Genomic DNA, 25,449 nt, shown 5'->3' with positions numbered 1-25,449 from the left:
TCGGGGCCGCGGCGGATGTGGTCAGGCGGCGGCCGGGGCGGAGGACTGCGCCGCGTCCCTGCGCCGCCACTCCGCCTCGATCTCCTCCAGCGACCGGTTCGCTGTCTCGGGTACCCGGCTCAGGACGAATGCGAGCCCCAGTGCGGAGATCACCGCGTAGATGCCGAAGACCCAGAAGCCGATCGCATCGAGGATGTCAGGAAAGGTCAAGGAGAAGAGGAAGTTGAAGAGGTACTGGGTGAACGTGACGGCTCCCATGCCGAGCGCGCGGGCGCGCAGCGGCAGGATCTCCGGGATGTAGAGCCAGAAGACCGGGCCGAGCCCGAACCCGAAGGCGAAGGTGAAGACGAAGACGCAGATGACGTCGAGAGCGGACGAGTGCGGGAACAGGGCCAGCAGGATGAGCGGCGGCACCTGGCCGCCCAGACTCCAGGCGAGCATCCTGACCCGGCCGAGCCGGTCGATCAGCGGCAGCGAGATGGCGGTGGAGATCACCAGGGCGCCGCCGACACTGTAGTTGGCGATGATGCCGGTGTCGGCGGAGTGCCCGGTGGCTCCGGCGAAGACGGTGGGCGCGTAGTAGACGACCGCGTTGATCCCGGTGAACACCTGGAAGAAGGTCAGGAGCAGTCCGATCCGCAGGGCGGGGCGGTAGCGGTGCAGCAGCTCCCGCAGACCGGCCTCCTGCATCCCGAGGCTCTGCTGGATCTCGGCCGCTTCCGCGTCCGCCTCGGCGCGCGACGACCGCAGCCTCATCAGTACGGCATGGGCTTCGGCCTCCCGGCCGCGCAGGCTCAGCCAGCGGGGGCTGGCGGGGCTGAGCACCATGCCGACGAGGAAGAGCAGGGCGGGCAGCGCGCCCAGCCCGAGCATCCACTGCCAGGAGCCCGAGCCGCGCAGGGCGTCACCGGCGCCGTAGGCGATCAGGATGCCGACGTTGACGCTGAGTTGGTAGAGCGCGCTGATCAGGCCGCGCACCCGCTTCGGCGCCAGTTCGGTGAGGTGGATCAGGCCGAACATATTGGCCAGGCCCACGGCGAGGCCGAGGACGAACCGGGAGACGAGCAGCATCGCGACGCTGGTCGACAGGGCGCAGCCGAGCGACCCCACGGCGAAGACGACTCCGGCGACGATCAGCAGATGCCTGCGGTCGAACCGCTTGGAGGCCAGCGACCCGACGACGATCGACGGCAGCGCGCCGAGCAGGATCAGGCTGGTGACCAGGCCCTGTTCGGTGGAGGAGAGGCCGAAGCGGTCGGTGGCGAAGGGCAGTGCGGTGGCGATGGCGCCGGAGTCGTAGCCGTACAGCAGACCCGCCATTCCGCCGAGCACGGCGACGGCCTTGACGAACCGGGGAAGCGGCGGGGTGACCGCTCCGGTGGTTCCGGGGGCGGATCCGGGTCCGGGCAGGTCTCCGGACGGTGGGCGCGCGGTGGGGACGGAGTGGGGGGAGTCGGCCATGACGCCTCCAGAACAGCCGGATTTTTCCTATAGGAAATTGAGGATCATCGGAGGTTAGCCATGGCGCCCTGGCACACGTCAACCCTTGAGTCGGGCTTTTCTGGCCCTACAGAGGCCATATGAAGACCGGGGTTCTCCCCTGCCTCGTTTTCCTATAGCTTTCGTCTCATTAACATCCGACCTCTGAGTCCGACACATGAGGAGGCTGCTGTCATGCAGCTCATGCGACTGGGCGATCCGGGCAGCGAACGCCCCGCCGTACGCGAAGCCGGTGTCCTCTACGATCTCGGCCCGCTGACCGACGACATCGACGGGCGGTTCCTCGCCGGCGGCGGTATCGCCCGGGTGCGCGAAGCCCTCCGGGCGGGGGCGCTCACCGAACTCCCGGGAGCGGAGCGGCTCCGGGTGGGCGCACCGGTCGCCCGGCCCGCCGCGGTCCTCTGTGTCGGCCAGAACTACGCGGCCCACGCGGCGGAGTCGGGCAGCGAGCCGCCCACCGCACCGATCATTTTCTTCAAGCACCCCAACACCGTGGTCGGGCCGTACGACGACGTCCTGATCCCGCCCGGGGCGAAGACCGTGGACTGGGAGGTCGAACTGGCCGTCGTCATCGGGCGCACCGCGCGCTACCTGGAATCGGCGGACGCGGCGGCGGAGTGCATCGCGGGGTACGCGGTCTCCCATGACGTATCGGAACGGACGTACCAGCTCGACGAGTCGGGCGGCCAGTGGTCGAAGGGGAAGTCGAGCGAGACCTTCAACCCGCTCGGGCCGTGGCTCGTACCGGCCGGCGAACTGCCCGGCGGGCCGCAGGCCCTGAACCTCCGCAGCCGGGTCAACGGCGCGCCGCGCCAGGACTCCAGCACCGCGGACATGATCTTCGGGGCGCATGAGCTGGTACGCCACCTCAGCCACTATCTGGTCCTGGAACCCGGCGACATCATCAACACCGGCACCCCGGAGGGTGTCGCGCTCTCCGGCCGCTTCCCGTACCTCTCGGCGGGCGATGTGGTCGACCTCGAAATCGACGGGCTCGGCGCGCAGCGCCAGACGGTGCGAGCGGCGGTGGCGGGCTGATGCGGCGGGTCGCGCAGGTGATCCGAGTACGTCCGGAGAAGCTGGCGTACTACCGCGAACTGCACCGGGCGGTCCCGGAGCCGGTACTCGCCCGGCTGCGGGCGAGCCATATCGCCAACTACTCGATCCATCTGCTCGGGGACCGGCTCTTCAGCTATTTCGAGTACCACGGCGACGACCTGGCAGCGGACCTCGCCGCGATGGGCCGGGACGAGGCCACCCGCGCCTGGTGGGAGCTGACCGATCCCTGCCAGGAGAAGGTGCCCGAGGCGGGACCCGACGACTGGTGGACCCCCATGGAGCAGGTCTTCCTCATGGAGTAGGGAGGCACGATTCCTATAGAATCGGCGGACCCCGGGGCGGGGCCGTTCCGGTGGATCAGGCCGGGCCCGGGAGCCCTGGTCGCCATCCGACGGGCTGGAGGAGGCCGGATGCTGTCGGACGAAGGAACGTCGTCGCCGCAGCGCCAGGTACTGGGCGACAGTGTCTACGAGGCTGTCAAGGCGATGGTCATGGACCACGAGATCAGGCCGGGCGCACGGGTCGGTATCGAGGCGCTCGCCCGTACATTGCAGGTCTCGCCGACGCCGGTACGCGAGGCGCTGGCCCGGCTGGAGTCGGACGGCCTGGTCACGAAGCGGTCCCTCGCGGGGTACCGGGCCACCGAACTGCTCACCCCGCAGGGCCTGGAAGAGCTGTTCGAGATGCGTCTGCTGCTCGAACCGGCTGCGGCGGCGCTGGCCGCGGCCCATGCTGACGACGAGCAGCTCGACAGCATCGAGAGCCTGGTGGAAGAGATGCGCGACCGCCCGGGCTCGGGTGAACGGTACGCCGTCTACCGGGAGTTCGCGGCGGGCGACCAGCGCTTCCACGACACGATCGCCCGGGCCGCCGGCCGTCCCCTGCTGGCGGACGCGGTGAGCAGACTCCACTCACATCTGCACATCTTCCGCCTCAGCAGCATCCAGGGTGCCACCGAGCCGACCCTCGCCGAGCACGACCGCGTTCTGCGCGCCGTGCTGCGCCGCAGCCCGGAGCGCGCGGCGGAGGCGATGACGGACCATCTGCGGCGCAGCATCGAACGCCAGCGCAGCCGCCAGCAGCAGCGCTGACCTCGGGATGCGGGGCGGGCGGGCGCCGGGGCAGCCGGCGCGCCTCACACCTGGCGGTCAGCCAGCGATTCGGCACCTGACGAACGTGAGACCTTGCTGCCCGCTGCTGGAACCGCCGCCGGTTCCCGAGTTGCCCTCCCGGACCTGCGCGAGGAGCTTCTCGCAGGTGTCCGGCGCAGCGCCGGGGCAGTCGGCCTCGAGCCGCTGCTCGCACTCGGCCTGCGGGTCGGTGCGGCCGGACGGCTGCGGCGCTTCGCCGGCCTCCCATGTGCCGATCCCGTAGGAGACGGCGACGGCGATCAGGACGATCGCACCGAACACCATGAGCGGCCGGAACCGCCCCACCGCCCGGGCCGTGCGGGGCCTTCGGATGCGGACCGGGGCCCCTGCCCCCGGTATCGCACGGGTGAGTCTTCGTTTCCAGTACACAAGACGGTAGTAGTGCTTGAGCACCGTCATCCCCTCCTTGATCAGTGCCGCGCCGTTGACACCGTACAAGGGACCAGTGACAGGACGGCTCTCGGCACCGTGGAGGAACCAGGTCCTCAACAGCGGCCAGGTGAGGAGGAGTTGCCCGGCCCTGAGCAGGGCGGGTGGACCGCCTTCGCAGCCGAGTGCGCCTGGTGGACGACGGAACCGGACCGGCGGAGGGCGATGAAGGGGCGGCCCTCCTCCTGCCACTGGCCGGCCGCGTTCCAGCCGGTCGCGCGCGCATGGCCGAGGAGCGCCGACACACCCACCCGGGCCCAGGGGAAGTCGGCCCCCGCGCCGCCTCGTCCGTCGTCGACCCGGACGCGTACGCACTCGTCGACATCCACCGGAGCCGCCTCGGCCAGCAGCAGCCCTCGGGGGGCGATGAGCTGCGCGGCCCGGCCGAGCAGGGCGCGCGGGTCGCCGCCGATGCCGATGTTGCCGTCGATGAGCAGCGCCGTGCCCCAGCGCCCCTCCCCCGGCAGCCGGTCGAAGACGGAGCGGCACAGAGCGGACGCTCCGGCACGTGCGGTACGGGCGACGGCCGCGTGGCTGACATCGACACCCAGGGCGCGGTGGCCGAGCCCGGCCAGTGCGGCGACCAGCCGGCCGGGGCCGCAGCCGATGTCGAGGACCGTCCCCTCGCAGCGGCCGAGCACGGACATGTCGGCGCGGTCGGCGGCCGCGCACCAGCGTTCCACGTCGAGCGGGAGGAGCCAGCCGTCGGCGCGGCGGAGGAACAGCGGGCCGCGTCCGGTGCGCAGGGCGTCGGTGTACGGGTCCGACTGCCAGCAGCGGGCCCGGACGGGAGCGCTCACGTGCGGGCTCCGGCGGGGTGGCCGGACTGGGCCGGTGTGCGGTGACCGGAAGCCGGGAGCGCGGCTGCGGCGGCCGCCGCGAAGCCGCTGTCCGGGACGGCGGCCGCCACCGCCCGTACGTCGTCCGCGGTGTCGACGTCACGCAGCGCGGGCAGATCACGGACGGTGAGCCCGGCCCCCGTCAGCCTCGCCCGCTGCGCCGCACCGGTGCCCGGGGTCGACATGGGAACACCGCGGATGAGTTCGGGACGGGGTTCGGCGAATCCGAGTGCCCAGAACCCGCCGTCGTCGGCCGGACCGAACCAGGCGTCGCAGCTGGTCCAGCCACCGGGCCCGAGCGCGGGTTCCAGCAGGGCCGGGGTGAGTTGCGGGGTGTCCATGCCGACGAGCAGCGCGGGGCCCGTACAGAGTGCGAACGCGGCGGCGAGCCGTTCGTCGAGTCCGCCACCGCTCTGCGGGACGACCTCGATACCGGGCGGCAGCCACTTCCCCGGCGCGCCTTCGAGTACCAGGATCCGGCGCCGGGCCGGACAGCCCAGGACCGCCGTGAGCGTGTCCCGGAGCGCGGCCTCGGCGATGTGCGCCGCCTGCTGCGGGGTGCAGGGCGGGGTGAGCCGGGTCTTGACCCGGCCCGGACGCGGCTCCTTGGCGATGACGAGCAGCGTGGTCATCGCACCGCCCCCTCTGCGGGCGCCGGGGCGTTCAGTACGGAGCGCATGTCGCCCACCGCCTGCCAGGTGCCCCGCCAGGTGCCCGTGACCTTGGATTTCCCGGTGCGCGGCCGGTAGGGCACGTCCTGCTCGGTGATCCGCCACCCCGCGTCGGCCGCTCGTACGACCATCTCCAGCGGATAGCCGCTGCGCCGGTCGGTCAGTCCGAGGCCGAGCAGCTCCGCACGGCGGGCGGCGCGCATCGGGCCGAGGTCCCGCAGGCGCAGCCCGGTGCGGGTGTGCAGCATCCGGGACAGGGCGTAGTTGCCCGCACGAGCGTGCAGCGGCCAGGCACCGCGCCCGGTGGGACGCCTGCGGCCCAGCACGAGATCGGCCTCTCCGTCCGCCACGCGCCGGACGAGACCGGCCAGCAGCCCGGGGTCCAGTGAGCCGTCGCAGTCGCAGAAGCACAACAGCTCGGCCGTCGCGGCACGCAGACCCGCGTGGCAGGCGGCGCCGAAACCGCGGCGGGGTTCGTGGACGACAGTGGCCCCGAGGCCGGAGGCGATGGCGGCCGAACCGTCGGTGGAGCCGTTGTCGACCACGAGCGCCCGCCAGCCGGACGGGATGCGCTCCAGCACCCGGGGCAGTGCTCCGGCTTCGTCCAGGCAGGGGAGGACGACGTCCACCGTCATGGGGGGCACGGGGCTCGGGGGCCTCAGAGGCATCAGGTCGGTCACGTCCCTCACCGTACGAACCGAACGGCGCGGGATGGCTCTTCCGTTCCTTACGAAACGCGGACGTCCGCGCACAACCACCCGTGCGACCGGACGCCCGCCGCAGCCGGGTGACACGCTGGGGCCATGCAGAACCAGCGCCCAGCCCTCCCCCCGCCCTGCGTGCTGGTCGTCGACGACGACCCGACCGTCTCGGAGGTCGTCGCCGGTTATCTCGACCGCGCCGGGTACTCCGTGGACCGCGCGGCCGACGGCCCGGCCGCTCTGGAGTGCGCGGCGCGGCGCAGGCCCGATCTGGTGGTGCTCGATCTGATGCTGCCGGGCATGGACGGCCTGGAGGTGTGCCGCGCACTGCGGGACCGCGGCCCGGTTCCGGTGATCATGCTGACCGCGCGCGGCGACGAGGACGACCGGATCCTGGGGCTCGAAATAGGCGCGGACGACTACGTCACCAAGCCGTTCAGCCCGCGGGAGCTGGTGCTCCGGGTCGACTCGGTGCTGCGCCGCAGCGGTAGGGGCGGCGACCGGCCGGGCCCGCTGCTGCACGCCGCGGGGCTCACGGTGGATCCCGCGGCCCGGCGTGCCGTCAAGGACGGACGCGAACTCGCCCTGACTCTGAGGGAGTTCGACCTGTTGGCCTATCTGATCGGGCACTCGGGGCAGGCCTGCGGCCGGGAGCAGCTGATGCACGAGGTGTGGGGCTGGGAGTTCGGCGATCTGTCGACCGTCACGGTCCACGTACGCCGGCTCCGCGGCAAGATCGAGGACGATCCCGCCGCACCGAGGCTGATCCGGACCGTGTGGGGGGTCGGCTACCGGTTCGAGGACGGAACGGGCCGGATGGACGGGACTGACCGGCTGGACGGAACGGGCCGGATGGACGGAACGGAGTCCAGCGGCGCGGGCACGGATGCAGGCACGGGTACGGATGCGGGTGCGGACGGGGCCGACGCGGGTGGTGCCGGGTCCGGGCCGGGCGCGGCCGCCCGGTCCGGCGAGGCGGGCGCCCGATGAAGGACCTGCTGCTGATCGCTCTGTACGCGTTCCTCGGCGCCGGCGCGGCCGGACTGATCGGGGCCGGCGCCCTGTGGCGGCTGCGCCACCGCTCGGTCGCCCTGTCGCTCACCGTCATCTCGGCCGTCGCGGTGACCGCGATGCTGGCGGGGACGCTGGCGGTGGCCAGGGCGATGTTCCTGTCACCGCACGACCTCAAGGTGGTGACCCTGGTGGTGGCCATGGCCGCTGTGGTCTCGCTGGCGACCGCGCTGCTGCTCGGCCGCTGGGTCGTCGCGGGCAGCAGGGCACTGACTCTGGCTGCGCGCTCCTTCGGCGACGGGGGCGACTTCGCCGAACCGGGCGGAGCGCCCACCGCCGAACTGGCCGACCTGGGAAGGGAACTCGCGGCGACGAGCGAGAAGCTTGCGGTGTCACGCCGCCGCGAACAGGCGCTGGAGACCTCACGGCGTGAGCTGGTGGCGTGGATCTCGCACGATCTGCGGACCCCGCTCGCCGGGCTGCGGGCGATGTCCGAGGCGCTGGAGGACGGAATGGCCGCCGATCCCGAGCGCTACTTCCGGCAGATCCGCACGGAGGTGGACCGGATGAACACGATGGTCGGCGACCTCTTCGAACTGTCCCGCATCCATGCGGGAGCGCTCACGCTGACCCCGATCCGGATGTCCGTGTACGACCTGGTGGGCGATGCGCTGGCCGGGGCGGATCCACTGGCCCGCGAGCACGGCGTCCGGCTGGAGGGCCGTGGGGTGCAGGCCCTGCCCGTCGAGGTGGACGGCAAGGAGATGACCAGGGTGCTGGCCAATCTGCTGGTGAACGCGATCCACCGGACCCCGGCCGACGGCACGGTGGCGGTCGCGGCCGAGCAGCGGGCCGGCTCCGTCGTCCTCTCGGTGACCGATGGCTGCGGCGGCATCCCCGAGGACGATCTGAAGCGGGTGTTCGACACCGGCTGGCGGGGCAGCGAGGCCCGCACGCCCCCGGCGGGCGCCGGTCTCGGCCTGGCCATTGTGCGCGGCATCGTCGAGGCGCACGCGGGCCAGGCCGCCGTACGCAATGTGACGGGCGGCTGCCGCTTCGAGGTCACCCTGCCCGCGGCCCGGAACGGGTGATCGCCCCGGTGAGACGTACCGGCGGCAGGACGGTCCGGAAGCCGTTGTCGCTTCCCGGACGGTGTGCTGCCGCCGATCCGGTCAGTCGGTGCCGAACTCCATCGCGGCGCGGTCGAGCATCTGGTCGTCGTCGCCGTCGACCTTGCCACGGGAGGCGATGACCTCGGCGCCGCCCTGCGGCATCGCGCCGATCAGCCCCGTCGAGGCGGCCTGGGCGGCGCCGACGAGCGTCGCGTGCGTGTTGCCGACGATGCCGAGATCGGCGTACTGCTCCAGTTTGGCGCGGGAGTCGGCGATGTCGAGGTTGCGCATGGTGAGCTGGCCGATCCGGTCCACCGGGCCGAACGCCGAGTCCTCGGTGCGCTCCATGGACAGCTTGTCCGGGTGGTAGCTGAACGCCGGGCCCGAGGTGTTCATGACCGAGTAGTCCTCGCCGCGCCGCAGCCGCAGCGTCACCTCTCCGGTGACCGCCGCGCCCACCCAGCGCTGCAGCGACTCGCGGATCATCAGGGCCTGCGGGTCCAGCCAGCGGCCCTCGTACATGAGACGGCCGAGGCGCCGGCCCTCATTGTGGTACTGGGCGACGGTGTCCTCGTTGTGGATCGCGTTGACCAGGCGCTCGTACACGGCGTGCAGCAGCGCCATGCCAGGGGCCTCGTAGATACCGCGGCTCTTGGCCTCGATCACCCGGTTCTCGATCTGGTCGGACATGCCCATGCCGTGGCGCCCGCCGATGGCGTTCGCCTCCATCACCAGGTCGACCGGGGAGGCGAACGCCTTGCCGTTGATCGTCACCGGACGGCCCTGATCGAAGCCGATCGTCACGTCCTCGGCGGCGATCTGTACATCGGAGTCCCAGAACCGGACGCCCATGATCGGGTCGACGGTCTCGACTCCGGTGTCGAGGTGCTCCAGGGTCTTGGCCTCGTGGGTGGCGCCCCAGATGTTGGCGTCGGTGGAGTAGGCCTTCTCGGTGCTGTCGCGGTACGGGAGGTCATGGGCGACCAGCCACTCCGACATCTCCTTGCGGCCGCCCAGCTCGGTGACGAAGTCAGCGTCGAGCCACGGCTTGTAGATGCGCAGGTGCGGGTTGGCGAGCAGCCCGTAACGGTAGAACCGCTCGATGTCGTTGCCCTTGAACGTCGAGCCGTCGCCCCAGATCTGCACGTTGTCCTCGAGCATCGCCCGGACCAGCAGGGTGCCGGTGACGGCACGGCCGAGCGGTGTCGTGTTGAAGTAGGACCGCCCGCCGGACCGGATGTGGAACGCACCGCAGGTGAGCGCGGCCAGCCCCTCCTCGACCAGCGCGGCACGGCAGTCGACCAGGCGCGCGATCTCGGCGCCGTACGCCAGCGCACGGCCGGGCACCGACGCGATGTCGGGCTCGTCGTACTGGCCGATGTCGGCGGTGTAGGTGCACGGGACGGCACCCTTGTCGCGCATCCACGCGACCGCGACGGAGGTGTCGAGGCCACCGGAGAAGGCGATGCCGACGCGCTCGCCGGTGGGCAGGGAGGTAAGAACCTTAGACATGGAAAGAGTATGCGACACAATGCATGATCATGCAAAGTGGGTGTTCTGGGTGCCGGTGTTCCGGGCGCTGGTGTTCCGGGCGCTGTTGACAGCCGCCTCCGTCCGTTCCGCGGGTACGCCGGTCGCGGCGTCGGCACAGCGGCGGGCCAGGTGCGCGAAGGCGTCTCGGAGTTCGGGTGGCCCGATGACCTGGATGTCGGCGTCGAACCTGCCGATGGTGGCGGCGAGTCCGGCCCATGACCACCCGCCCAGGACGAGGCGGCAGCGGTCCGGGCCGAGTTCTTCGACGGTCCCGTCGAACGTGTAGCAGGCCACGGCCGAGGCCGGCCGGCCGAGGATCACCTCGCCGCGGCAGGGCCGGCCCCCGGAGCCGTCGGAACCCTGGAACCGGTCGGCGACGAAGGCGGCCACCTCCCCGCCGGGCAGTTCGCGCGGGGTGAAGCGGGGCCCCGTCGGGGTGCGCGGAGTGATCCGGTCGGCGCGGAAAGTACGCCAGTCGTCGCGGTCCAGGTCCCAGGCGACCAGATACCAGCGCCCGCCCCAGGTGATGAGGTGGTGTGGCTGCACCCGGCGCGGCGGAACCACGGCACGGGCCCCGCCGGTGCCTCCCGGAGGGGACACGGGGACGTAGTCGAAGTGCAGCTCTTCGCGGGCGTGGACGGCTGCGCTGAGTGCGACGAGAACGCCGGAGTCGGCCTGTGGATTCGGCTCGGTCCCGGCGCGCTCCACAGCGGTGAACCGCACGGCGTCGACGCGATGGCGCAACCGTGCGGGCATGACCTGCCGGACGGTCTGCAAAGCGCGGGCCGCGGCCTCCTCGATGCCGGCACCGGTCGTGGTCGCGGTCTGGAGCGCGACGGCGAGGGCGACGGCCTGTTCGTCATCGAAGAGCAGCGGGGGCAGTTGCGTACCGGCATCGAGCCGGTAGCCCCCGTCGGGGCCCTTGGCGGCCAGTACGGGGTAACCGAGCTCGCGCAGGCGGTCGACATCACGGCGCACGGTGCGCGGGCTGACCTCCAGGCGTTCGGCCAGCAGCTGCCCCGGCCAGTCGCGGCGGGCCTGGAGCAGGGAGAGCAGGGACAGCAGTCGCGCTGACGTCTTCGGCATGACGTCGACCCTGCCCCAGGAAGAGGACACAACCTGACCGCTTCCCCTGCGAGCGTGGTCACGTGCCGGACAACGAGAACAATCAGAAGGACCCGATCACTGTGAACGCCACGACCGTGCCCTCTTCCCTTCCCGACGGCGAGCGGGCCGACCTGCTCGCCGAGCTCGCGGCCGCGCGGGCCGCCCTGACCCGCACCGTGCACGGGCTCAGCGACGAGCAGGCGAGCGAGCGCCCGACGGCCAGCACGCTGTGTCTGGGCGGCCTGATCAAGCACGTCGCGCACATCGAGGACGGATGGCTGCGCTTCGCGGTCGACGGGCCGTCAGCGCTGCGTTACGACCTGCCGGAGGGTGTCACCTGGGCCGACCTCGCGGCCGGCACGGCACGTGAGTACCCGCAGTGGGCGATCGACCACCAGAACGCCTTCCGGATGCTGCCCGGTGAGACGCTGGCCGCGATCCTCCAGCACTACGAGCGGGTGGCCGCCCGGAGCGAGGAGATCATCACCGCCACACCCGATCTGTCGGCGACGCACCCGCTGCCCGAGGCCCCGTGGAACGAGCCGGGCGGGGTGCAGAGCGTCCGCCGGGTCCTGATGCACGTGATCGCCGAGACCGCTCAGCACGCCGGGCACGCGGATCTCCTGCGCGAAACGCTCGACGGGCAGAAGTCGACCTGACCGCTGGGTACAGCGTCGGCCGGACGTCCTTCTCCGTACCGGCGCCGTCCCCCCGGGAGCCCAGCGCGGCAGGTGTGCCCCACCGCGGTGGGCTCGCGGGTGTCGGTCCGGACGGGCGCACGGCCGCTGTGTCATGACGTGTTCCGTACCCTGCGCGGTGCATCCTGATCTCCTTCCGATGCCCTGTCGGGGGCGCCAGGACCGGAGAAGTCTCCATGAACGATGCGACCGCACACGGCCCTTCCGATCCGGGGACCCGGCCGCGGACGCAGGCTCCGCCGGCCACGGGCGGCGCCGGTGAAGAGCGCCACTCCTCATGGCTGGAGCTCTTTTTCGATCTGATCGTGGTCGCCGGGGTCGGGCAGCTCGCGCATCTTCTGCACGGCGACCCCGGCCCGGCCGGCCTGGGCCTGTACGTGCTGTTGTTCCTTGCCTTCTGGAACGCGTGGGTCCTCTTCACGATGTACGCGAACGTGGCCGGGGACAGGGCCAGAACCATGATGGTGATGGCCGGCATGTTCGGCATGGCGGTGATGGCCGCGGCCGTTCCCGGTGTCCGTGAGCACAACGGACGCGCCTTCGCCCTCGCCTACGTCCTGGTGCGGTTGCTCTCGTCCCGCGTGTGGGAACACCGTCGCGAGGTCATCGTGGACCTGCCCATCGCGCAGATGGGCGCGGGGCTGACGCCCTGGGTGGTCTCCGTGTGGGTGGAGGGCCACGGCCGCTACATCCTGTGGGCAGCGGGTCTCGCCATCGACCTGGTCTCCATGTTCACCGGGTCGGCGGGCCGGGTACTCGAACAGTCGCGGAAGACCCGCGAGCGTCGTCCGCGACTGCCTCCGCTTGTCCCGCGGTACGCCGACGGAGGCCACCTCGACGAACGGCTGGGCCTGTTCGTCCTGATCGTTCTGGGCGAGGCCATCGTGCAGATGGTCGACGCTGCGGGCGAAGCCGTCTGGGACCGGGCCCTCTACGGTGTGGCGATCGGCGCGTTCATGCTCCTGCTGCAGTTCTGGTCGCTCTCCCTGCGGCACGGCACGGGCGGGGTGCCGCTCCTCGCTGCCGGTGCCGTACCGGTGCGTATCGCGCTGATCCTGCACTGCGTCGTCGCCGGATCGATCGCGGCGCTCGCAGCGGCCCTGGGGGACAGCGTGGCGTTCACCGATGCGCATCTGCCGGCTGGCGCCCGCCGGCTCATGTGTGGTGCGGTCGCCGTGTACCTGGTCATCGCGACGGTGGCCGCGCCCGCCTCGGGCCGGGGAATCCGCCACGTCCTGCTCAAGGAGGTCCCCGCCCTCCTGGCGGTCGTCGCACTCGGCCTGTTCGCCGGTGCCTGGCCTCCGGCCGGTGTCATCTGGCTGCTGGTGGCCGCGGTGCGGTGGCTGGTCCCCTGGCCTCGGCGGAGGGCGCGCCCCGCCGCCGCCTGACCGGCGGTCCGCGACGGATCCGCACGGCGCCGCCCGGGCATCGGCGTGCCCCGCACCTGCCCGATGGGCGCGGTCCGGTGTGTGCCGGGCACGGGCGGAGCTGCTCGCCCCGGCCGCACCCGGGACAGCGCCGGTGCGGTGTGCCAGTAGAGTGACGCCCCGTGGCAGCACGACCGTTGAATGAAATTGTCGAGGCGGGGTGGGCGCAGGCGCTCGCTCCCGCAGCCGAACGGATCACGGCGATGGGCGAGTTCCTGCGCGCCGAGGTCGCCGCGGGACGCACTTATCTGCCGTCCGGGGCGAACGTGCTGCGCGCGTTCCAGCAGCCGTTCGACGAGGTGCGCGTTCTGATCGTCGGCCAGGATCCGTATCCGACACCGGGGCACGCCGTGGGGCTGAGCTTCTCGGTGGCGCCCGAGGTACGGCCGGTACCCGGCAGTCTGGACAACATCTTCCGCGAGATGCACGCGGACCTGGGCCTGCCCCGCCCCTCCAACGGCGATCTGACGCCATGGGCCGAGCAGGGCGTACTGCTGCTCAACAGGGCGCTGACGACGGCGCCGCGCAAACCGGCGGCACACCGCGGCAAGGGCTGGGAGGACGTGACCGAGCAGGCCATCCGGGCCCTGGCCGCCCGGGGGAAGCCGCTGGTCTCGGTGTTGTGGGGACGCGACGCCCGTAACCTCCGGCCCCTGCTGGGGAACCTCCCGGCGGTCGAATCGTCCCATCCCTCCCCCATGTCGGCGGACCGCGGCTTCTTCGGTTCGCGCCCCTTCAGCCGGACCAACGACCTGCTGGTACGCCAGGGGGCCCAGCCAGTGGACTGGCGGCTGCCGTGACCTGGGTGCTGGGGGTGGACTCCGGCGGCTCCGGGCTCCGGGTCGCGCTCGCCGCCGCGGATCAGGCGCTCACCGGGCCCGCTGTCTCCGGATCCGCAGCATCCGGATCCTCGGCCTCCGCGCCCGCGGTTTCCGATTCGGTGTTTTCCGGGTCCGTGGTCTCCCGGGTTCCCGTGCGCACCGGCGCCCGCGGCATCGAAGCGGACCATCTGCTGGAGCAGTTGCTGCCCATGGCGGAGGAACTGCTCGGCCGCGCAGGTGGCACCCGGGTGTCGGCGGTGGCGATCGGCGCCGCCGGAATGGCGACGCTCGGGGACGATCTGCGCGCGGAGCTGCCTGCGGCGCTGGAGCGCTCGCTCGGTGTACGGCGGCTGGCACTCGCCGCGGACGGGGTGACGGCGTACGCGGGCGCCCTGGGCCAGCGGACCGGAGCGGTCGTCGCAGCGGGTACCGGGATGATCGCGCTGGGCACCGACCTCAGCCGGTGGCGCCGGGCGGACGGCTGGGGCCATCTGCTCGGCGACTGCGGCGGCGGGGCCTGGATCGGCCGCGCCGGTCTGGAGGCCGGGATGCGGGCGTACGACGGACGGCGGGGCGGTTCGGCCGTGCTGCTGGAACGGCTGGAGGCCGTTTTCGGACCGGCGGCCGGCCTGCCGGGTCGCCTCTACCCGCGTTCGGACCGGCCGGCGGTGCTCGCCTCGTTCGCTCCGGAGGTGGCCCGGTGCTCGGCCGGCGACCCCGTGGCGGCCGCCATTCTGCGGGACGCGGCCCGGCAGATCGCCGAAGCCGCCGCCGCCGTGTGCCCGGCGGAGCCGGCCCGGTCAGGCGCGCGCTGTGAAGTAGCCCTCACGGGTGGTCTGTTCAAGATGGGAGACCCTCTGCTCACCCCCGTGCGCGAGGAGTTCGCCGCCCTGCTGCCGTCTGCGGCACCCGTGCCTGCGGCCGGAGATCCGCTGGTGGGAGCGGTACTCATCGCCTCGGCTCTCGCCACGGGGAGTCTTCGGCTGCCACCTCATCCACAGCTCTTGCGTGTGGTGGCGGAACAGGATACGCGATGAGGCGGAGACGCAACGGATAAATGAGGACAGACGCCGCACGAACGCACCCTCCCCGAACAGCGAGGCCTGCAAAGCCAGTAGCATGCGGCGCCATGAGCTCCCCCAATGGGCCCGCATCCGGCCTGCCTGTACGAATGCCGCGACCTCGCCAGACCGGACGGCATCGCCGCCCGGAGCCCGCGGTGGCTCCTGAGGGCGCGCCCGCACTGGTTCTCGCCGTTCCCGGCACACCCTCCGCCGCTGTGCGCAGCCTGGCGGAAGAGGTCATTTCCATCGCCCGCTCCGAGCTGCCCGGTCTGGATGCCCGTATCGGTTACCTGGACGGCGCCGACGACGAGTTCCCCGCCCTCGAGTCGGTCCTTTCCCACACCGCGGCCGAGCGTGTGGCGCGCTACGCGCAGGCGAGGGCCGCCGGACGTGAGGTGGCCGAGCCGACCGGCGCCACCGCCGTCGTGGTGCCCCTGCTCGCGGGCCCCGACGCGGCCACCGAGCGGCGCATACGGCAGGCCGTGATGGACAGCACCACTGCCGCCGAGCTGACCGAGGTGCTGGGACCGCACCCGCTGCTCGCGGAGGGTCTGCACGTGCGTCTCTCGGAGGCAGGTCTCTCCCGCGCCGACCGGGCCAGGCTGTTCACGGTCGCCACGGCGGCCGACGGCATCATCCTGGCGACGGTCGGCGGTGACGAGGCCGTGCAGGCGGCCGGAATCACCGGCATGCTGCTGGCCGCGCGTCTCGCCGTGCCGGTGATGGCCGCCGCACTCGACGTGGACGGCTCGGTCTCCGCCATCGCGGAGCAGCTGCGGGGTTCGGGTTCGGCCCAGCTGGCGCTCGCGCCGTACCTGATCGGCCCCGAGGTCACCGAGGAGTTGCTGGCCGGGGCGGCCAAGGAGGCGGACTGCGCCGCCGCCGAGGCGCTCGGCGCCTACCCGGCGGTCGGCAAGCTCGTCCTCTCGAAGTACACGACCGCGCTGGGCATCACCCCGCAGCAGCCGTCCCAGGGAGCGCCGGTCGGCTGACCTGCGGAAGACCGCCGCGTAACGGGAAGGGGCCCGCACCGGAGCAGCACGGAGTGCCGGTGCGGGCCCCTTCCCGTACGTCCCGCCTCACCTGACCCGAGCGGGGTGTCAGGTGAAGCGGGCGGCCACGACGGGGCCGTGGTCCGGTCAGGCGAACACCACGCACGAGGCGGCGGCCACCTGCACGGAGCCGGAGCGGCTCGGAATCCCCGTCCGCGGATCGATGTCGAACCAGGTCACGTCCCCCGAGTGCTCATTGGCCGCGTACAGCCGCCGTCCTCCGGGGTCCACCACGAGGTCGCGCGGCCACCTGCCACCACAGCCCACCGTGGCGGTCAGGACGGGTTTCTCCCGGCTCGCGTCGATGGCGAGGACCGAGATGCTGTCCTGCCCGCGGTTCGCCGCCCAGACGAAGCGTCCGCCGGGCGCGACGGCCACTCCCGAGCCGTAGCTCTCCCCCGCCGTGCCCTCGGGCAGCAGCGAGGTCCGGCCGACCGGCTCCAGCGTGCCCGCTCCGGCGTCCCACCGGCAGACGGTGAGCGTGGGCTCCAGCTCGTTCAGGACGTAGACGTGGGTCCCCGCCGGGTGGAACGCCAGGTGGCGCGGCCCGCTGCCGGGCCGCAGCGCGGTCTCTCCGTGCACGGTCAGTTCGCCCGTGAAGCCGTCCAGTGCGCAGACCCGTACGGAGTCGGTGCCGAGGTCGACACTCAGCACCCAGCGCCCGGTGGGGTCCTGCGTCACCTGGTGGGCGTGCGGGCCCTCCTGGCGGGCCGGGTCCGGTCCCCGGCCCTCGTGCCGCAGCACGGAGACGGGCGCGTCCAGTCCGCCGTCGGCGGCACGGACGGGCAGCACACTGACGCTTCCCGAGCTGTAGTTGGCCGTGACGACATGCCCGCCGGTGAGTACGAGGTGGGTGGGGTCGGCGCCGCCCACCGCGACCGGCTCACCGATCGGCCTGGGCCGCGCGCCGGTGATGTCGAAGGCCGCCGCCGCGCCCGTGCCGGTCTCGGAGACGGCGTACAGGACCGAGCCGCCGGGGGCCGGGGCGAGGAACGAGGGGTTCGGCACGGTGTCGACGGCGCCCAGCACGGTCAGCGCCCCCTCCGCGTCCACCGAGGCGGTGACGAGACCCGGTCCCCCCGCAGAGGTGAACGACCCGATGAACGCGCGCCCGGCGCCTGTGGTGACCACCGTGCTCCCCTCTCGACCGCGCCCGGTCCGTGTGTGGCCGGGCTCCGGCAGACGGTAGCAGGAGCGGTCCGGACCAAGTCGGGCACGCCGCCGCCCGGTCAGGACAGCACGCGGCGGCGGAAGTTGCGCAGCCCGAGGGCGAGGAAGAGCGCACAGAAACCGGCGAGAACCGGATAGACGACGTACAGGTGCATGTGGGACACGTCGGTGAAGCCGGCCCGCATGCCCTCGCTCATGTAGATCAGGGGGTTGACCAGCACCAGCACCTGGAGCCAGTGGAATCCGCCCACCTGCACGGGGGCCAGTTTGGTCCACTGGTAGTAGGTGCCGCCGAGGAAGACGAGCGGCAGCACGACGAAGCCGAACATCACGCCGATGTTCCTCGGCTGGAACGTGGTGCCCAGGAGCAGTCCGAGCGAGGTCATCGTGAGGCAGGACAGCGGGATCAGAGTGACCACGACCCACCAGTGGATGCTGAGTTGGGGGTGCACCCCCGGTGCGTGCACGACGGCCGCGATCGGCAGCACGATGGCCGCCGAGATCAGTCCCTGGGCCGATCCGGACAGCACCCTCGCCACCGCCACCAGCCAGATCGGGCACGGGGCCTGCACCCGGTCCTCGATCTCGCGGGTGAAGCCGAACTCCTGGGACATCTGGATGGCGACCGACTGGATGCCCTGGAACATGATCGCGATGGACACCACCCCCGGGACCAGCACGGTGGCGAAGGCCGACTCCCCCTTGGCACCGCCGCCCGAGCCGATGCCCTGGCCGATGAGGGGGAACACGTACAGGAACACGAAGACCAGCAGGAACGGCTGCATGACGGTCCGGCCCGCGAACTCGCCGAAGTTCTTCATCAGGACGGTCAGATCCCGCCGGACGAGCGCGCTCAGCGCGGAGCGGCTGGAGGACGCGGCCGACCGGGCGGGCCGTACGCCGATGGGGCGCCCGGACCGGCCCGCGGACGGGACGTCACCGGGCGGCGGGACGGCACTTGACGCAGCCATCAGTCCCTCAGCTCCTGTCCGGTCAGGCTGATGAACACCGTTTCCAGGGTGCTCTCGGTGATCGAGAGGTCGACCAGCTCGAAGCCGCCGGCCTCCGCACTCGTGACGACCCGCGGCAGCAGCCGCTCGGCGCCCTTGACCTGGATCTCGACGGCTCCGTCGACGAGCCGGGTGCGGACGACGCCGTCGATGTCGCTGTTCAGCCGGGCCGCCAGGCCGTCCTGGCTGCCACTGGTAGCGACCGTGACCACGGCATCGGCGCCGAGCCCCTGTTTGAGGGCCGCGGGCGTGTCCAGGGCGAGGATCCGGCCGTGGTCGATGATCGCCACCCGGTCGCAGAGGTGGTCGGCCTCGTCCATGTTGTGCGTGGTGAGCAGGATGGTCTGGCCGTCCGCGATCAGCCCGTCCAGCGCCTCCCAGAGAGCCAGCCTGCCCTGCGGGTCCAGTCCGGCCGTCGGCTCGTCGAGGAAGAGCACGGCGGGGCGGTGGAAGATCGCGCGGGCCACCATCAGGCGCTGCGCCATCCCGCCGGACAGGGCGAACACCGATGACTTGCCCCAGCGGGACAGATGGAACTGTTCGAGGAGTGCGTCGGCCGTGCGGCGGGACTCCCGGCGCGGGATGCCGAACAGGAGGCCGTGGAAGTACAGGTTCTCCCACACCGTCAGCGAGCGGTCCAGGGTGTTCTGCTGGCTGACGACGGCGATGAGCTGCTTGGCCAGCGTCGGGTCCGCGACCACGTCGATGTCACCGACGTACGCCGAACCCCCCGTCGGCACCACCCGGGCGGTCAGCATGCCGACCGTGGTGGTCTTGCCCGCCCCGTTGGGCCCGAGCAGTCCGAAGATCTCCCCCTGGCGCACCCGGAGGTCGATGCCGTCCACCGCAGGGACGGAGGACTTGGCGTAGGCCTTGGTGAGTCCGGCGGCACGGATGACGGTGGCCGCACCGGGCGCCGGACCGCTCTGCTGCTCCAGGTCGCGGTCGACAGGGGGGGTGGTCATCGTCTCGGCAGCGGGGGCACGTGCAGGGGGTGGGCGGAGGCGTCGGCGAGCGCCAGCCGTTCCTGGTCCGCCTGGTACTCCTCCTGCCCGACCCGGCCGGCCAGCAGATCGGCGGGGCGGGGACGCCCGGTGTGCGCCGCCGGGGGCGCCTGGGTCGCGAAGTGCTGTACGACGAAGCTGCCGACGGCCCTGACCGAGCCTGTCACCAGCCGTATGAGGTCTCTGAACACGGTGAGGATGGCTGTGGACATACCGCATCTCCTTTCAGGACCGCCGCCCCGCGCGCCCGGGGGTACGCGGGGCGGATTCACGGCGCGTGTCCATGAGGGCGGCCGGCTCGCACCGGTCCGGCCGGACAGCCGCACGCCGCCCTGAAAGTCGTGGAATCAGCCTGATGTGCAACCCCGTTGCATCCGCTCGGCAGATACGGCGGGAGCATCAAGCACTGACATCTCTCATGGAACCACGCAAGCCGGTCCCCGGCATCCGGCGTCGCTCCGGGCCTGGTCCGGGCTGCTCCAGGCCCGCTCGGCAGCGGGTCCCGCACACGACGCGGCCGCCCCGGCCGGCGGGATGCCGGCCGGGGCGGCCAGGGTGCGTGACGGCGGACCGGCCGCCGCTGGGACGGCCGGTCCGCCGGACTTCAGCCGAGCGTCGCGATGGCCTGGTTGAAGGTCGCCGACGGGCGCATGACGGCCGAGGCCTTCTCCGGGTCGGGCTGGTAGTAGCTCCCGATGTCGGCCGGGGAGCCCTGGACCGCGACCAGCTCGCCGACGATGGTCTGCTCCTGCTCACCGAGCGTCTTGGCGAGCGCCGAGAACGCCCCGGCGAGCTGTGCGTCGTCGGTCTGCGCGGCCAGCTCCTGGGCCCAGTAGAGCGCCAGGTAGAAGTGGCTGCCGCGGTTGTCGATGCCACCGAGCTTGCGGCTCGGCGACTTGTCCTCGTTGAGGAACGTGCCGGTCGCGCGGTCGAGCGTGTCCGCGAGGACCTGGGCGCGTGCGTTGCCCGTCGTCTGCGCGAGGTGCTCGAAGCTGACCGCCAGGGCGAGGAACTCACCGAGGCTGTCCCAGCGCAGGTAGTTCTCCTTGACGAGCTGCTGGACGTGCTTCGGCGCGGAACCGCCGGCACCCGTCTCGAAGAGGCCGCCGCCGTTCATGAGCGGGACGACGGAGAGCATCTTCGCGCTCGTGCCCAGCTCCAGGATCGGGAACAGGTCGGTCAGGTAGTCGCGCAGCACGTTGCCGGTGACGGAGATCGTGTCCTCGCCGCGGCGGATGCGCTCCAGGGAGAACGCGATGGCGTCCTCCGGCGTCATGATCTCGATCTGCAGACCGTCCGTGTCGTGCTCCGGGAGGTACGCCTTGACCTTGGCGATCAGGGCGGCGTCGTGCGCGCGTCCCTCGTCGAGCCAGAACACGGCCGGGGTGCCGGTCGCGCGGGCGCGGGTGACGGCGAGCTTGACCCAGTCCTGGATCGGCAGGTCCTTGGTCTGGCACATGCGCCAGATGTCCCCGGCGCTGACGGCGTGCTCGAGCACGGCGTTGCCCTGGCCGTCGAGGACCCGCACCGTACCGGTGACGGGGATCTCGAAGGTCTTGTCGTGGCTGCCGTACTCCTCGGCCTTCTGCGCCATCAGACCGACGTTGGGCACGGAGCCCATCGTCGACGGGTCGTAGGCGCCGTTGGCGCGGCAGTCGTCGATGACGACCTGGTAGATCCCGGCGTAGCTGCTGTCCGGGATGGTGGCCAGGGTGTCGGCCTCGCCGCCGTCCGGACCCCACATGTGGCCCGAGGTGCGGATCATGGCCGGCATGGACGCGTCGACGATGACGTCGCTCGGTACGTGCAGGTTGGAGATGCCGCGGTCGGAGTCGACCATCGCCAGGGAGGGGCCCTCGGCCAGCTCCGCCTCGAAGGACTCCTTGATCTTCGCGCCCTCGGGCAGCGACTCCAGGCCCTTGAGGATGCCGCCGAGACCGTCGTTCGGGGTCAGCCCGGCGGCGGCGAGCGCCGCGCCGTGCTCGGCGAACGTCTTCGGGAAGAAGGCGCGCACCACGTGGCCGAAGATGATCGGGTCGGAGACCTTCATCATCGTGGCCTTCAGGTGGACCGAGAAGAGCACGTCCTCGGCCTTGGCGCGGGCGATCTGCGCCGTGAAGAACTCACGGAGCGCGGCCACGCGCATCACCGAGGCGTCGACGACCTCGCCTGCCAGCACCGGCACCGACTCGCGCAGCACGGTGGTGGTGCCGTCGTCCCCCGCCAGCTCGATACGGAGCGAGCCGGGCTCACCGATGACGGCGGACTTCTCGGTGGAGCGGAAGTCGTCACCGTCCATGTGGGCGACGTTCGTCTTCGAGTCGGAGGACCAGGCGCCCATCCGGTGCGGGTGGGCCTTGGCGTAGTTCTTCACCGAGGCGGGGGCGCGGCGGTCCGAGTTGCCCTCACGCAGCACCGGGTTCACGGCGCTGCCCTTGACCTTGTCGTACCGGGCGCGGACGTCCTTGTCCTCGTCGGTCTGCGGGTCGTCCGGGTAGTCCGGCAGCGCGTAGCCCAGCTTCTGCAGCTCCGCGACGGCGGCCTTCAGCTGGGGGATGGACGCCGAGATGTTCGGCAGCTTGATGATGTTCGCGCCGGGCGTCTTGGCGAGCTCGCCGAGCTCGGCGAGTGCGTCCTCGACCCGTCGGCTCTCGTCAAGACGATCGGGGAAACTGGCGATGATCCGCCCCGCGAGAGAGATGTCACGGCTCTCCACGGTCACACCGGCCGTCGAGGCGTACGCCTGGATCACCGGCAGGAACGAATACGTCGCCAGGGCCGGGGCCTCGTCGGTATGTGTATAGATGATGGTCGAGTCAGTCACCGGGTGCTCCGCTCCACGTCTGCAACATTGCTCGACATCAAGATATCTCCTGAGCGCCCCCCTCTCGACAGGGCCCCGTCCCCCGGGCCGGCCGGACCACGCTCGTCAGCCGGTGGGATCGCACCGCCGGTACACATGAGCCCGTTCTCCGGCCGGGCTCACATCGCGGTCGCGCAGCGTGATCGACAGCTTCCGGCCCCAGGAACGGCAGGCCCGGTCGAAATCCTTGGTGCCGTACTCGATGTCGAAGACCCTGCCCCGGTAGGCGGTGGCGAACTCGGTGCACTCCTCGAAGCGCCCGCACTCCTCGACGACGGCGAAGTCGAACCCGATGCGGTGGCGCTCGCCCAGCAGGTCGGTGGTGTTCTTCTGGGCGATGGCGAGACCCCGCCGGTGTGCCCGCGCGGCCAGCAGCCGGGCGAAGGAGGCCGCGTCGTCGGCGGTCAACAGGTGGTCCGAGCGCTCGTACGAGTCGAGGTTGTCGGGCTCCACCGCGTCGAAACCGGCATCGGCGCAGCCGTCGATCCAGCGGCCGACGATGCCCGCGAGCTTCTCGCGCCCGGCCGCGCCGGAGATGTCGAGAAGGGGCTCCTGCCAGTCCTCGTCGACGACCGGCTTGCCGTGGCGGTCGTGCAGCAGCAGGTCGGGGTGGTGCTTGCGCCACCAGCCGACAGCCCCACCGGGCTGCGACTGGAAGGCGTTGACGTAACAGATGTTGTACAGCCCGGGTACGGGATCCGCGGTGCGGTCACGGGAGACCGCCCGCACCCCGGCGGGCGGCCGGTACGGCCCGCCCAGCTGGTAGTCGAAGGCGGCCCGGGCCGGGGGCTCGCGGACGCCGCCGTCCCGCGCGGAGGCCGAAGCGGCCGGCGAGGAGCCGCCGGAGGGATCGCCGGACGAACATCCGGCCACGAGAACCATCAGCGCCGGGGCGAGGAGACGAGCGGCACGGCGGAACACAAGAGACACGTCGGGGCTTTCGCGCTGGGGAAAGAGGAAGGCGATTCCACCACGGAGGCAGCCCCGGCGGCGAACCCGTACCGTCCGCGGCGGTACGCGCCCCACCGCGGCTGCTCCGCCCGAATAACGGCCTGGAGCATCAACAAAACCTCACGAAGAGGGAGTTGATGCGGACGTCTGCCCGCACCGAGCCCGTCACTCCTGGGGGCGGTCCATCGCCTCCAGCACCTTGTCGACCGTGAGCGGAAGCGAGCGCAGCCGGACACCGGTGGCATGGTGGAAGGCGTTGCCGATCGCGGCGGCCGTACCGACGATGCCGATCTCGCCGATTCCCTTGCTGCCCATCGGGTTGAGGTGCTCGTCCACCTCGTCGATCCAGTGCGCCTCGATGTTCCGGACGTCCGCGCAGACCGGGACGTGGTACGAGGCCAGATCGCTCTCCACGAAGGCACCGGAGGCGGGGTCGACCGTACTGCCCTCGGTGAGAGCCATCCCGATGCCCATCACCATGCCGCCGATGAACTGTGCCCTCGCCGTACGGGAGTTGAGGATGCGTCCGGCCGCGTACACGCCCAGCATCCGCCGGACACGGACCTCACCGGTCACCTTGTCGACCTCCACCTCCGCGAAGTGGGCCCCGAAGGCGTGCCGGGCGTAGGGCACCGGTTCTCCGGCCTGCCCACTGGTGTCGGCGGCGGTGTGCAGGCCCTCGGGCGGGAGTGCTCCGGCGTGTTCGACGAGCAGCTCGCCGAGCGAGGTGCACGCCTCGTGGACCGCCCAGCCCCAGGACGCGGTGCCCGAGGAGCCGCCCGCGAGCGGGGCGCTGGGCAGATCGCTGTTGCCGATGTCGACCGCCACGCGGTCCAGCGGTACGTCCAGCACATCGGCGGCGATCTGAGCGAGGACCGTACGGGCTCCCGTCCCGATGTCGGTGGCGTTGATCCGTACCCGGAAGGTGCCGTCGGGAGCCGCGTGGGCGGTGGCCTCGGACGGGGAGACGAGAACGGGGTAGGTCGCGGCGGCGACACCGGTTCCGACGAGGAGCCCGCCTTCGCGCCGGACTCCGGGGCGCGGATCCCGGCCGCTCCAGCCGAAGCGCCGCGCTCCCTCCTTCAGGCAGTCGGTGAGATGGCGGCTGCTGAACGGCAGCCCGCTGTCCGGCTCGGTGTCCGGTTCGTTCCGCAGCCGCAGTTCCACCGGGTCCAGGCCGGTGGCGACGGCGAGTTCGTCCATCGCGGACTCCAGCGCGTACATCCCCGGAGCCTCGCCGGGGGCCCGCATCCAGGAGGGGCTGGGGACGTCCAGGGCCGCGACGCGATGAGTCGTCAGGCTGTGCGGCGAGTGGTACATGACCCGTGCGGGGACGGCGGCCTGCTCCACGAATTCCTTGATCCGCGAAGTGTGGGTGATCACTTCGTGCGCCAGAGCGGTGATGACACCGTCGTCGCCCGCCCCCAGCCGGACGTGGTGCAGCGTGGGGGCACGGTGGCCGACGGCCTCGGCCATCTGCCGCCGCGGGAGCGAGAGGGTCACGGGGCGGCCGGTGTGCAGGGCGGCCATGACGGCGAGCACCACGTGGGGGCGCGGGGTGCCCTTGGAGCCGAATCCGCCGCCGACGTGTTCGGAGACGACGGTGATGTCGCTCTCCGGCATTCCGAAGAGCGTGGAGAGGGCCTGTCGGACCGCCGTCGCACCCTGGCTGGAGTCGTGCACGGTCAGATGTCCGCCGGTCCACTCGGCGGTGCTGGCATGGGGCTCCATCGGGTGGTTGTGGAGCGGGGACACGGCGTACGAGACATCGACGCGGACGGGCGCCCGGGCGTGAGCGGCGGCGAAGTCACCGCGTTCCCGGTCGGCGGGGTGGCCTCCGTTGGCGGATTCCGGCGCGTAGATCGCGGGGTCGCCGGCGTTCAGGACCGAGTCGTGGGGGTCGCTCTCGTACTCCACCCGCACGGCCTGGGCCGCGGCACGGGCCGCTTCGAGGGTCTCGGCCACGGCGAGGGCGACGTGCCAGCCGTGGTGCGGAACCCGGTCGTTCTGGAGGACGCCGAGGGTCGGGTCGTCGGTGGCTCCCAGCCGGGGCGCGTTGTCCGCGGTGAGTACGGCGATGGTGCCGGGCAGCGCCAGCGCCTCCCCGGTGTGTACGGCTCTGACCCGGCCGGACGCGATCGCGGCGGGGACCGGCCAGGCGTGGACGCGGCCGGACGTGCGGTGTTCGGCCGCATAGGAGGCCGTGCCGGTGACCTTCGCCCGTCCTTCCCGGCGGCGGACGGGGGCACCGGTCGCGGGCGGTTGCTGATTCACAG

The 25,449-nt window shown here is 71.8% G+C and carries 24 protein-coding genes; 10 read left to right on the top strand and 14 right to left on the bottom strand.

The window, feature by feature from the left end:
* Positions 1-21: 21 nt before the first annotated feature.
* Positions 22-1,461 (bottom strand): sugar porter family MFS transporter, encoded by a 1,440-nt coding sequence (locus OG285_RS33825; protein WP_356835887.1) that lies wholly within the window; start codon positions 1,459-1,461, stop codon positions 22-24.
* Positions 1,462-1,674: 213 nt separating this feature from the next.
* Between OG285_RS33825 and OG285_RS33820 the strand changes: the two genes are divergently transcribed.
* From OG285_RS33820 to OG285_RS33810, 3 genes are all read left to right on the top strand, one after another.
* Positions 1,675-2,538 carry a fumarylacetoacetate hydrolase family protein gene (locus tag OG285_RS33820; RefSeq protein WP_371793217.1) on the top strand — a complete coding sequence of 288 codons (864 nt, stop codon included), beginning with the start codon at positions 1,675-1,677 and terminating at the stop codon, positions 2,536-2,538.
* Positions 2,538-2,861, top strand: coding sequence for an L-rhamnose mutarotase (locus OG285_RS33815; protein ID WP_356835883.1), 324 nt, complete (start codon positions 2,538-2,540; stop codon positions 2,859-2,861). Before OG285_RS33820 ends, OG285_RS33815 begins: the two co-directional genes overlap by 1 nt.
* A gap of 108 nt (positions 2,862-2,969) precedes the next feature.
* The gene (locus tag OG285_RS33810) at positions 2,970-3,650 is read left to right on the top strand and encodes a GntR family transcriptional regulator (protein WP_371793216.1); all 681 of its coding nucleotides are present in this window, start codon (positions 2,970-2,972) and stop codon (positions 3,648-3,650) included.
* A gap of 57 nt (positions 3,651-3,707) precedes the next feature.
* Here the strand turns inward: OG285_RS33810 and OG285_RS33805 are convergent, their stop codons facing one another.
* Genes OG285_RS33805 through OG285_RS33790 form a run of 4 tightly spaced genes read right to left on the bottom strand, consistent with a single transcriptional unit; the run spans position 3,708 to position 6,284 of the window.
* Positions 3,708-4,148 (bottom strand): hypothetical protein, encoded by a 441-nt coding sequence (locus tag OG285_RS33805; RefSeq protein WP_371793215.1) that lies wholly within the window; start codon positions 4,146-4,148, stop codon positions 3,708-3,710.
* Positions 4,149-4,195: 47 nt separating this feature from the next.
* Positions 4,196-4,939, bottom strand: a complete 744-nt coding sequence (locus OG285_RS33800) for a methyltransferase domain-containing protein (protein WP_356835877.1) — start codon at positions 4,937-4,939, stop codon at positions 4,196-4,198.
* Entirely contained in the window at positions 4,936-5,610 is a 675-nt protein-coding gene (locus OG285_RS33795; RefSeq protein ID WP_371793214.1) for a DUF2064 domain-containing protein, read from the bottom strand. The genes OG285_RS33800 and OG285_RS33795 overlap by 4 nt, the downstream gene beginning before the upstream one ends.
* Positions 5,607-6,284 carry a glycosyltransferase family 2 protein gene (locus OG285_RS33790; protein WP_371793213.1) on the bottom strand — a complete coding sequence of 226 codons (678 nt, stop codon included), beginning with the start codon at positions 6,282-6,284 and terminating at the stop codon, positions 5,607-5,609. Before OG285_RS33790 ends, OG285_RS33795 begins: the two co-directional genes overlap by 4 nt.
* A gap of 168 nt (positions 6,285-6,452) precedes the next feature.
* On the opposite strand from OG285_RS33790, the gene OG285_RS33785 reads away from it, so the two are divergent.
* Both OG285_RS33785 and OG285_RS33780 read left to right on the top strand, forming a co-directional pair.
* The gene (locus tag OG285_RS33785; RefSeq protein WP_371793212.1) at positions 6,453-7,340 is read left to right on the top strand and encodes a response regulator transcription factor; all 888 of its coding nucleotides are present in this window, start codon (positions 6,453-6,455) and stop codon (positions 7,338-7,340) included.
* Entirely contained in the window at positions 7,337-8,452 is a 1,116-nt protein-coding gene (locus OG285_RS33780; RefSeq protein WP_356835871.1) for a HAMP domain-containing sensor histidine kinase, read from the top strand. Before OG285_RS33785 ends, OG285_RS33780 begins: the two co-directional genes overlap by 4 nt.
* Positions 8,453-8,533: 81 nt before the next feature.
* Here OG285_RS33780 and argG read toward each other — a convergent pair whose 3' ends face one another.
* Together argG and OG285_RS33770 are read right to left on the bottom strand one after the other, a co-directional pair.
* Positions 8,534-9,985 carry an argininosuccinate synthase gene (gene argG / locus OG285_RS33775; protein ID WP_356835869.1) on the bottom strand — a complete coding sequence of 484 codons (1,452 nt, stop codon included), beginning with the start codon at positions 9,983-9,985 and terminating at the stop codon, positions 8,534-8,536.
* 27 nt (positions 9,986-10,012) lie between these two features.
* Positions 10,013-11,092 carry a helix-turn-helix transcriptional regulator gene (locus tag OG285_RS33770; protein WP_371793211.1) on the bottom strand — a complete coding sequence of 360 codons (1,080 nt, stop codon included), beginning with the start codon at positions 11,090-11,092 and terminating at the stop codon, positions 10,013-10,015.
* A gap of 101 nt (positions 11,093-11,193) precedes the next feature.
* On the opposite strand from OG285_RS33770, the gene OG285_RS33765 reads away from it, so the two are divergent.
* The 5 genes from OG285_RS33765 (at position 11,194) to OG285_RS33745 (ending at position 16,115) form a co-directional block, all read left to right on the top strand.
* The gene (locus OG285_RS33765; protein WP_371793667.1) at positions 11,194-11,772 is read left to right on the top strand and encodes a DinB family protein; all 579 of its coding nucleotides are present in this window, start codon (positions 11,194-11,196) and stop codon (positions 11,770-11,772) included.
* A 215-nt stretch (positions 11,773-11,987) separates the two neighbouring features.
* Entirely contained in the window at positions 11,988-13,199 is a 1,212-nt protein-coding gene (locus tag OG285_RS33760) for a low temperature requirement protein A (RefSeq protein ID WP_371793210.1), read from the top strand.
* Between the two features lie 161 nt (positions 13,200-13,360).
* Positions 13,361-14,038, top strand: a complete 678-nt coding sequence (locus OG285_RS33755; RefSeq protein ID WP_371793209.1) for a uracil-DNA glycosylase — start codon at positions 13,361-13,363, stop codon at positions 14,036-14,038.
* On the top strand, positions 14,035-15,096 hold the full coding sequence (locus OG285_RS33750) for a BadF/BadG/BcrA/BcrD ATPase family protein (protein ID WP_356835861.1): 1,062 nt from the start codon (positions 14,035-14,037) through the stop codon (positions 15,094-15,096). The genes OG285_RS33755 and OG285_RS33750 overlap by 4 nt, the downstream gene beginning before the upstream one ends.
* Positions 15,097-15,188: 92 nt before the next feature.
* On the top strand, positions 15,189-16,115 hold the full coding sequence (locus OG285_RS33745; RefSeq protein WP_356835859.1) for a hypothetical protein: 927 nt from the start codon (positions 15,189-15,191) through the stop codon (positions 16,113-16,115).
* Positions 16,116-16,262: 147 nt separating this feature from the next.
* On the opposite strand, the gene OG285_RS33740 is transcribed toward OG285_RS33745, so the two are convergent.
* The 7 genes from OG285_RS33740 to OG285_RS33710 all read right to left on the bottom strand — a co-directional run bounded on the left by OG285_RS33740 (position 16,263) and on the right by OG285_RS33710 (position 25,447).
* Positions 16,263-17,306: a lactonase family protein gene (locus tag OG285_RS33740; protein WP_356835857.1), complete on the bottom strand. Its 1,044-nt coding sequence runs from the start codon at positions 17,304-17,306 to the stop codon at positions 16,263-16,265.
* 98 nt (positions 17,307-17,404) lie between these two features.
* On the bottom strand, positions 17,405-18,316 hold the full coding sequence (locus tag OG285_RS33735) for an ABC transporter permease (RefSeq protein WP_356835855.1): 912 nt from the start codon (positions 18,314-18,316) through the stop codon (positions 17,405-17,407).
* Entirely contained in the window at positions 18,316-19,320 is a 1,005-nt protein-coding gene (locus tag OG285_RS33730; RefSeq protein ID WP_356835853.1) for an ATP-binding cassette domain-containing protein, read from the bottom strand. Before OG285_RS33730 ends, OG285_RS33735 begins: the two co-directional genes overlap by 1 nt.
* A complete protein-coding gene (locus tag OG285_RS33725) occupies positions 19,317-19,571 on the bottom strand; it encodes a hypothetical protein (protein WP_356835851.1) in 255 nt (84 codons plus the stop codon). Before OG285_RS33725 ends, OG285_RS33730 begins: the two co-directional genes overlap by 4 nt.
* Before the next feature lie 392 nt (positions 19,572-19,963).
* A complete protein-coding gene (locus OG285_RS33720) occupies positions 19,964-22,183 on the bottom strand; it encodes an NADP-dependent isocitrate dehydrogenase (protein WP_371793208.1) in 2,220 nt (739 codons plus the stop codon).
* 105 nt (positions 22,184-22,288) lie between these two features.
* The gene (locus tag OG285_RS33715; RefSeq protein ID WP_356835847.1) at positions 22,289-23,152 is read right to left on the bottom strand and encodes an endo alpha-1,4 polygalactosaminidase; all 864 of its coding nucleotides are present in this window, start codon (positions 23,150-23,152) and stop codon (positions 22,289-22,291) included.
* A gap of 186 nt (positions 23,153-23,338) precedes the next feature.
* Positions 23,339-25,447, bottom strand: a complete 2,109-nt coding sequence (locus OG285_RS33710; protein ID WP_371793207.1) for a xanthine dehydrogenase family protein molybdopterin-binding subunit — start codon at positions 25,445-25,447, stop codon at positions 23,339-23,341.
* Positions 25,448-25,449: the final 2 nt, after the last annotated feature.

Source organism: Streptomyces sp. NBC_01471, from assembly GCF_041438865.1.
Lineage (GTDB): Bacteria > Actinomycetota > Actinomycetes > Streptomycetales > Streptomycetaceae > Streptomyces.
Note: the sequence above shows the minus strand (reverse complement) of the source record. Positions and strands in the feature narration are given on the sequence as shown.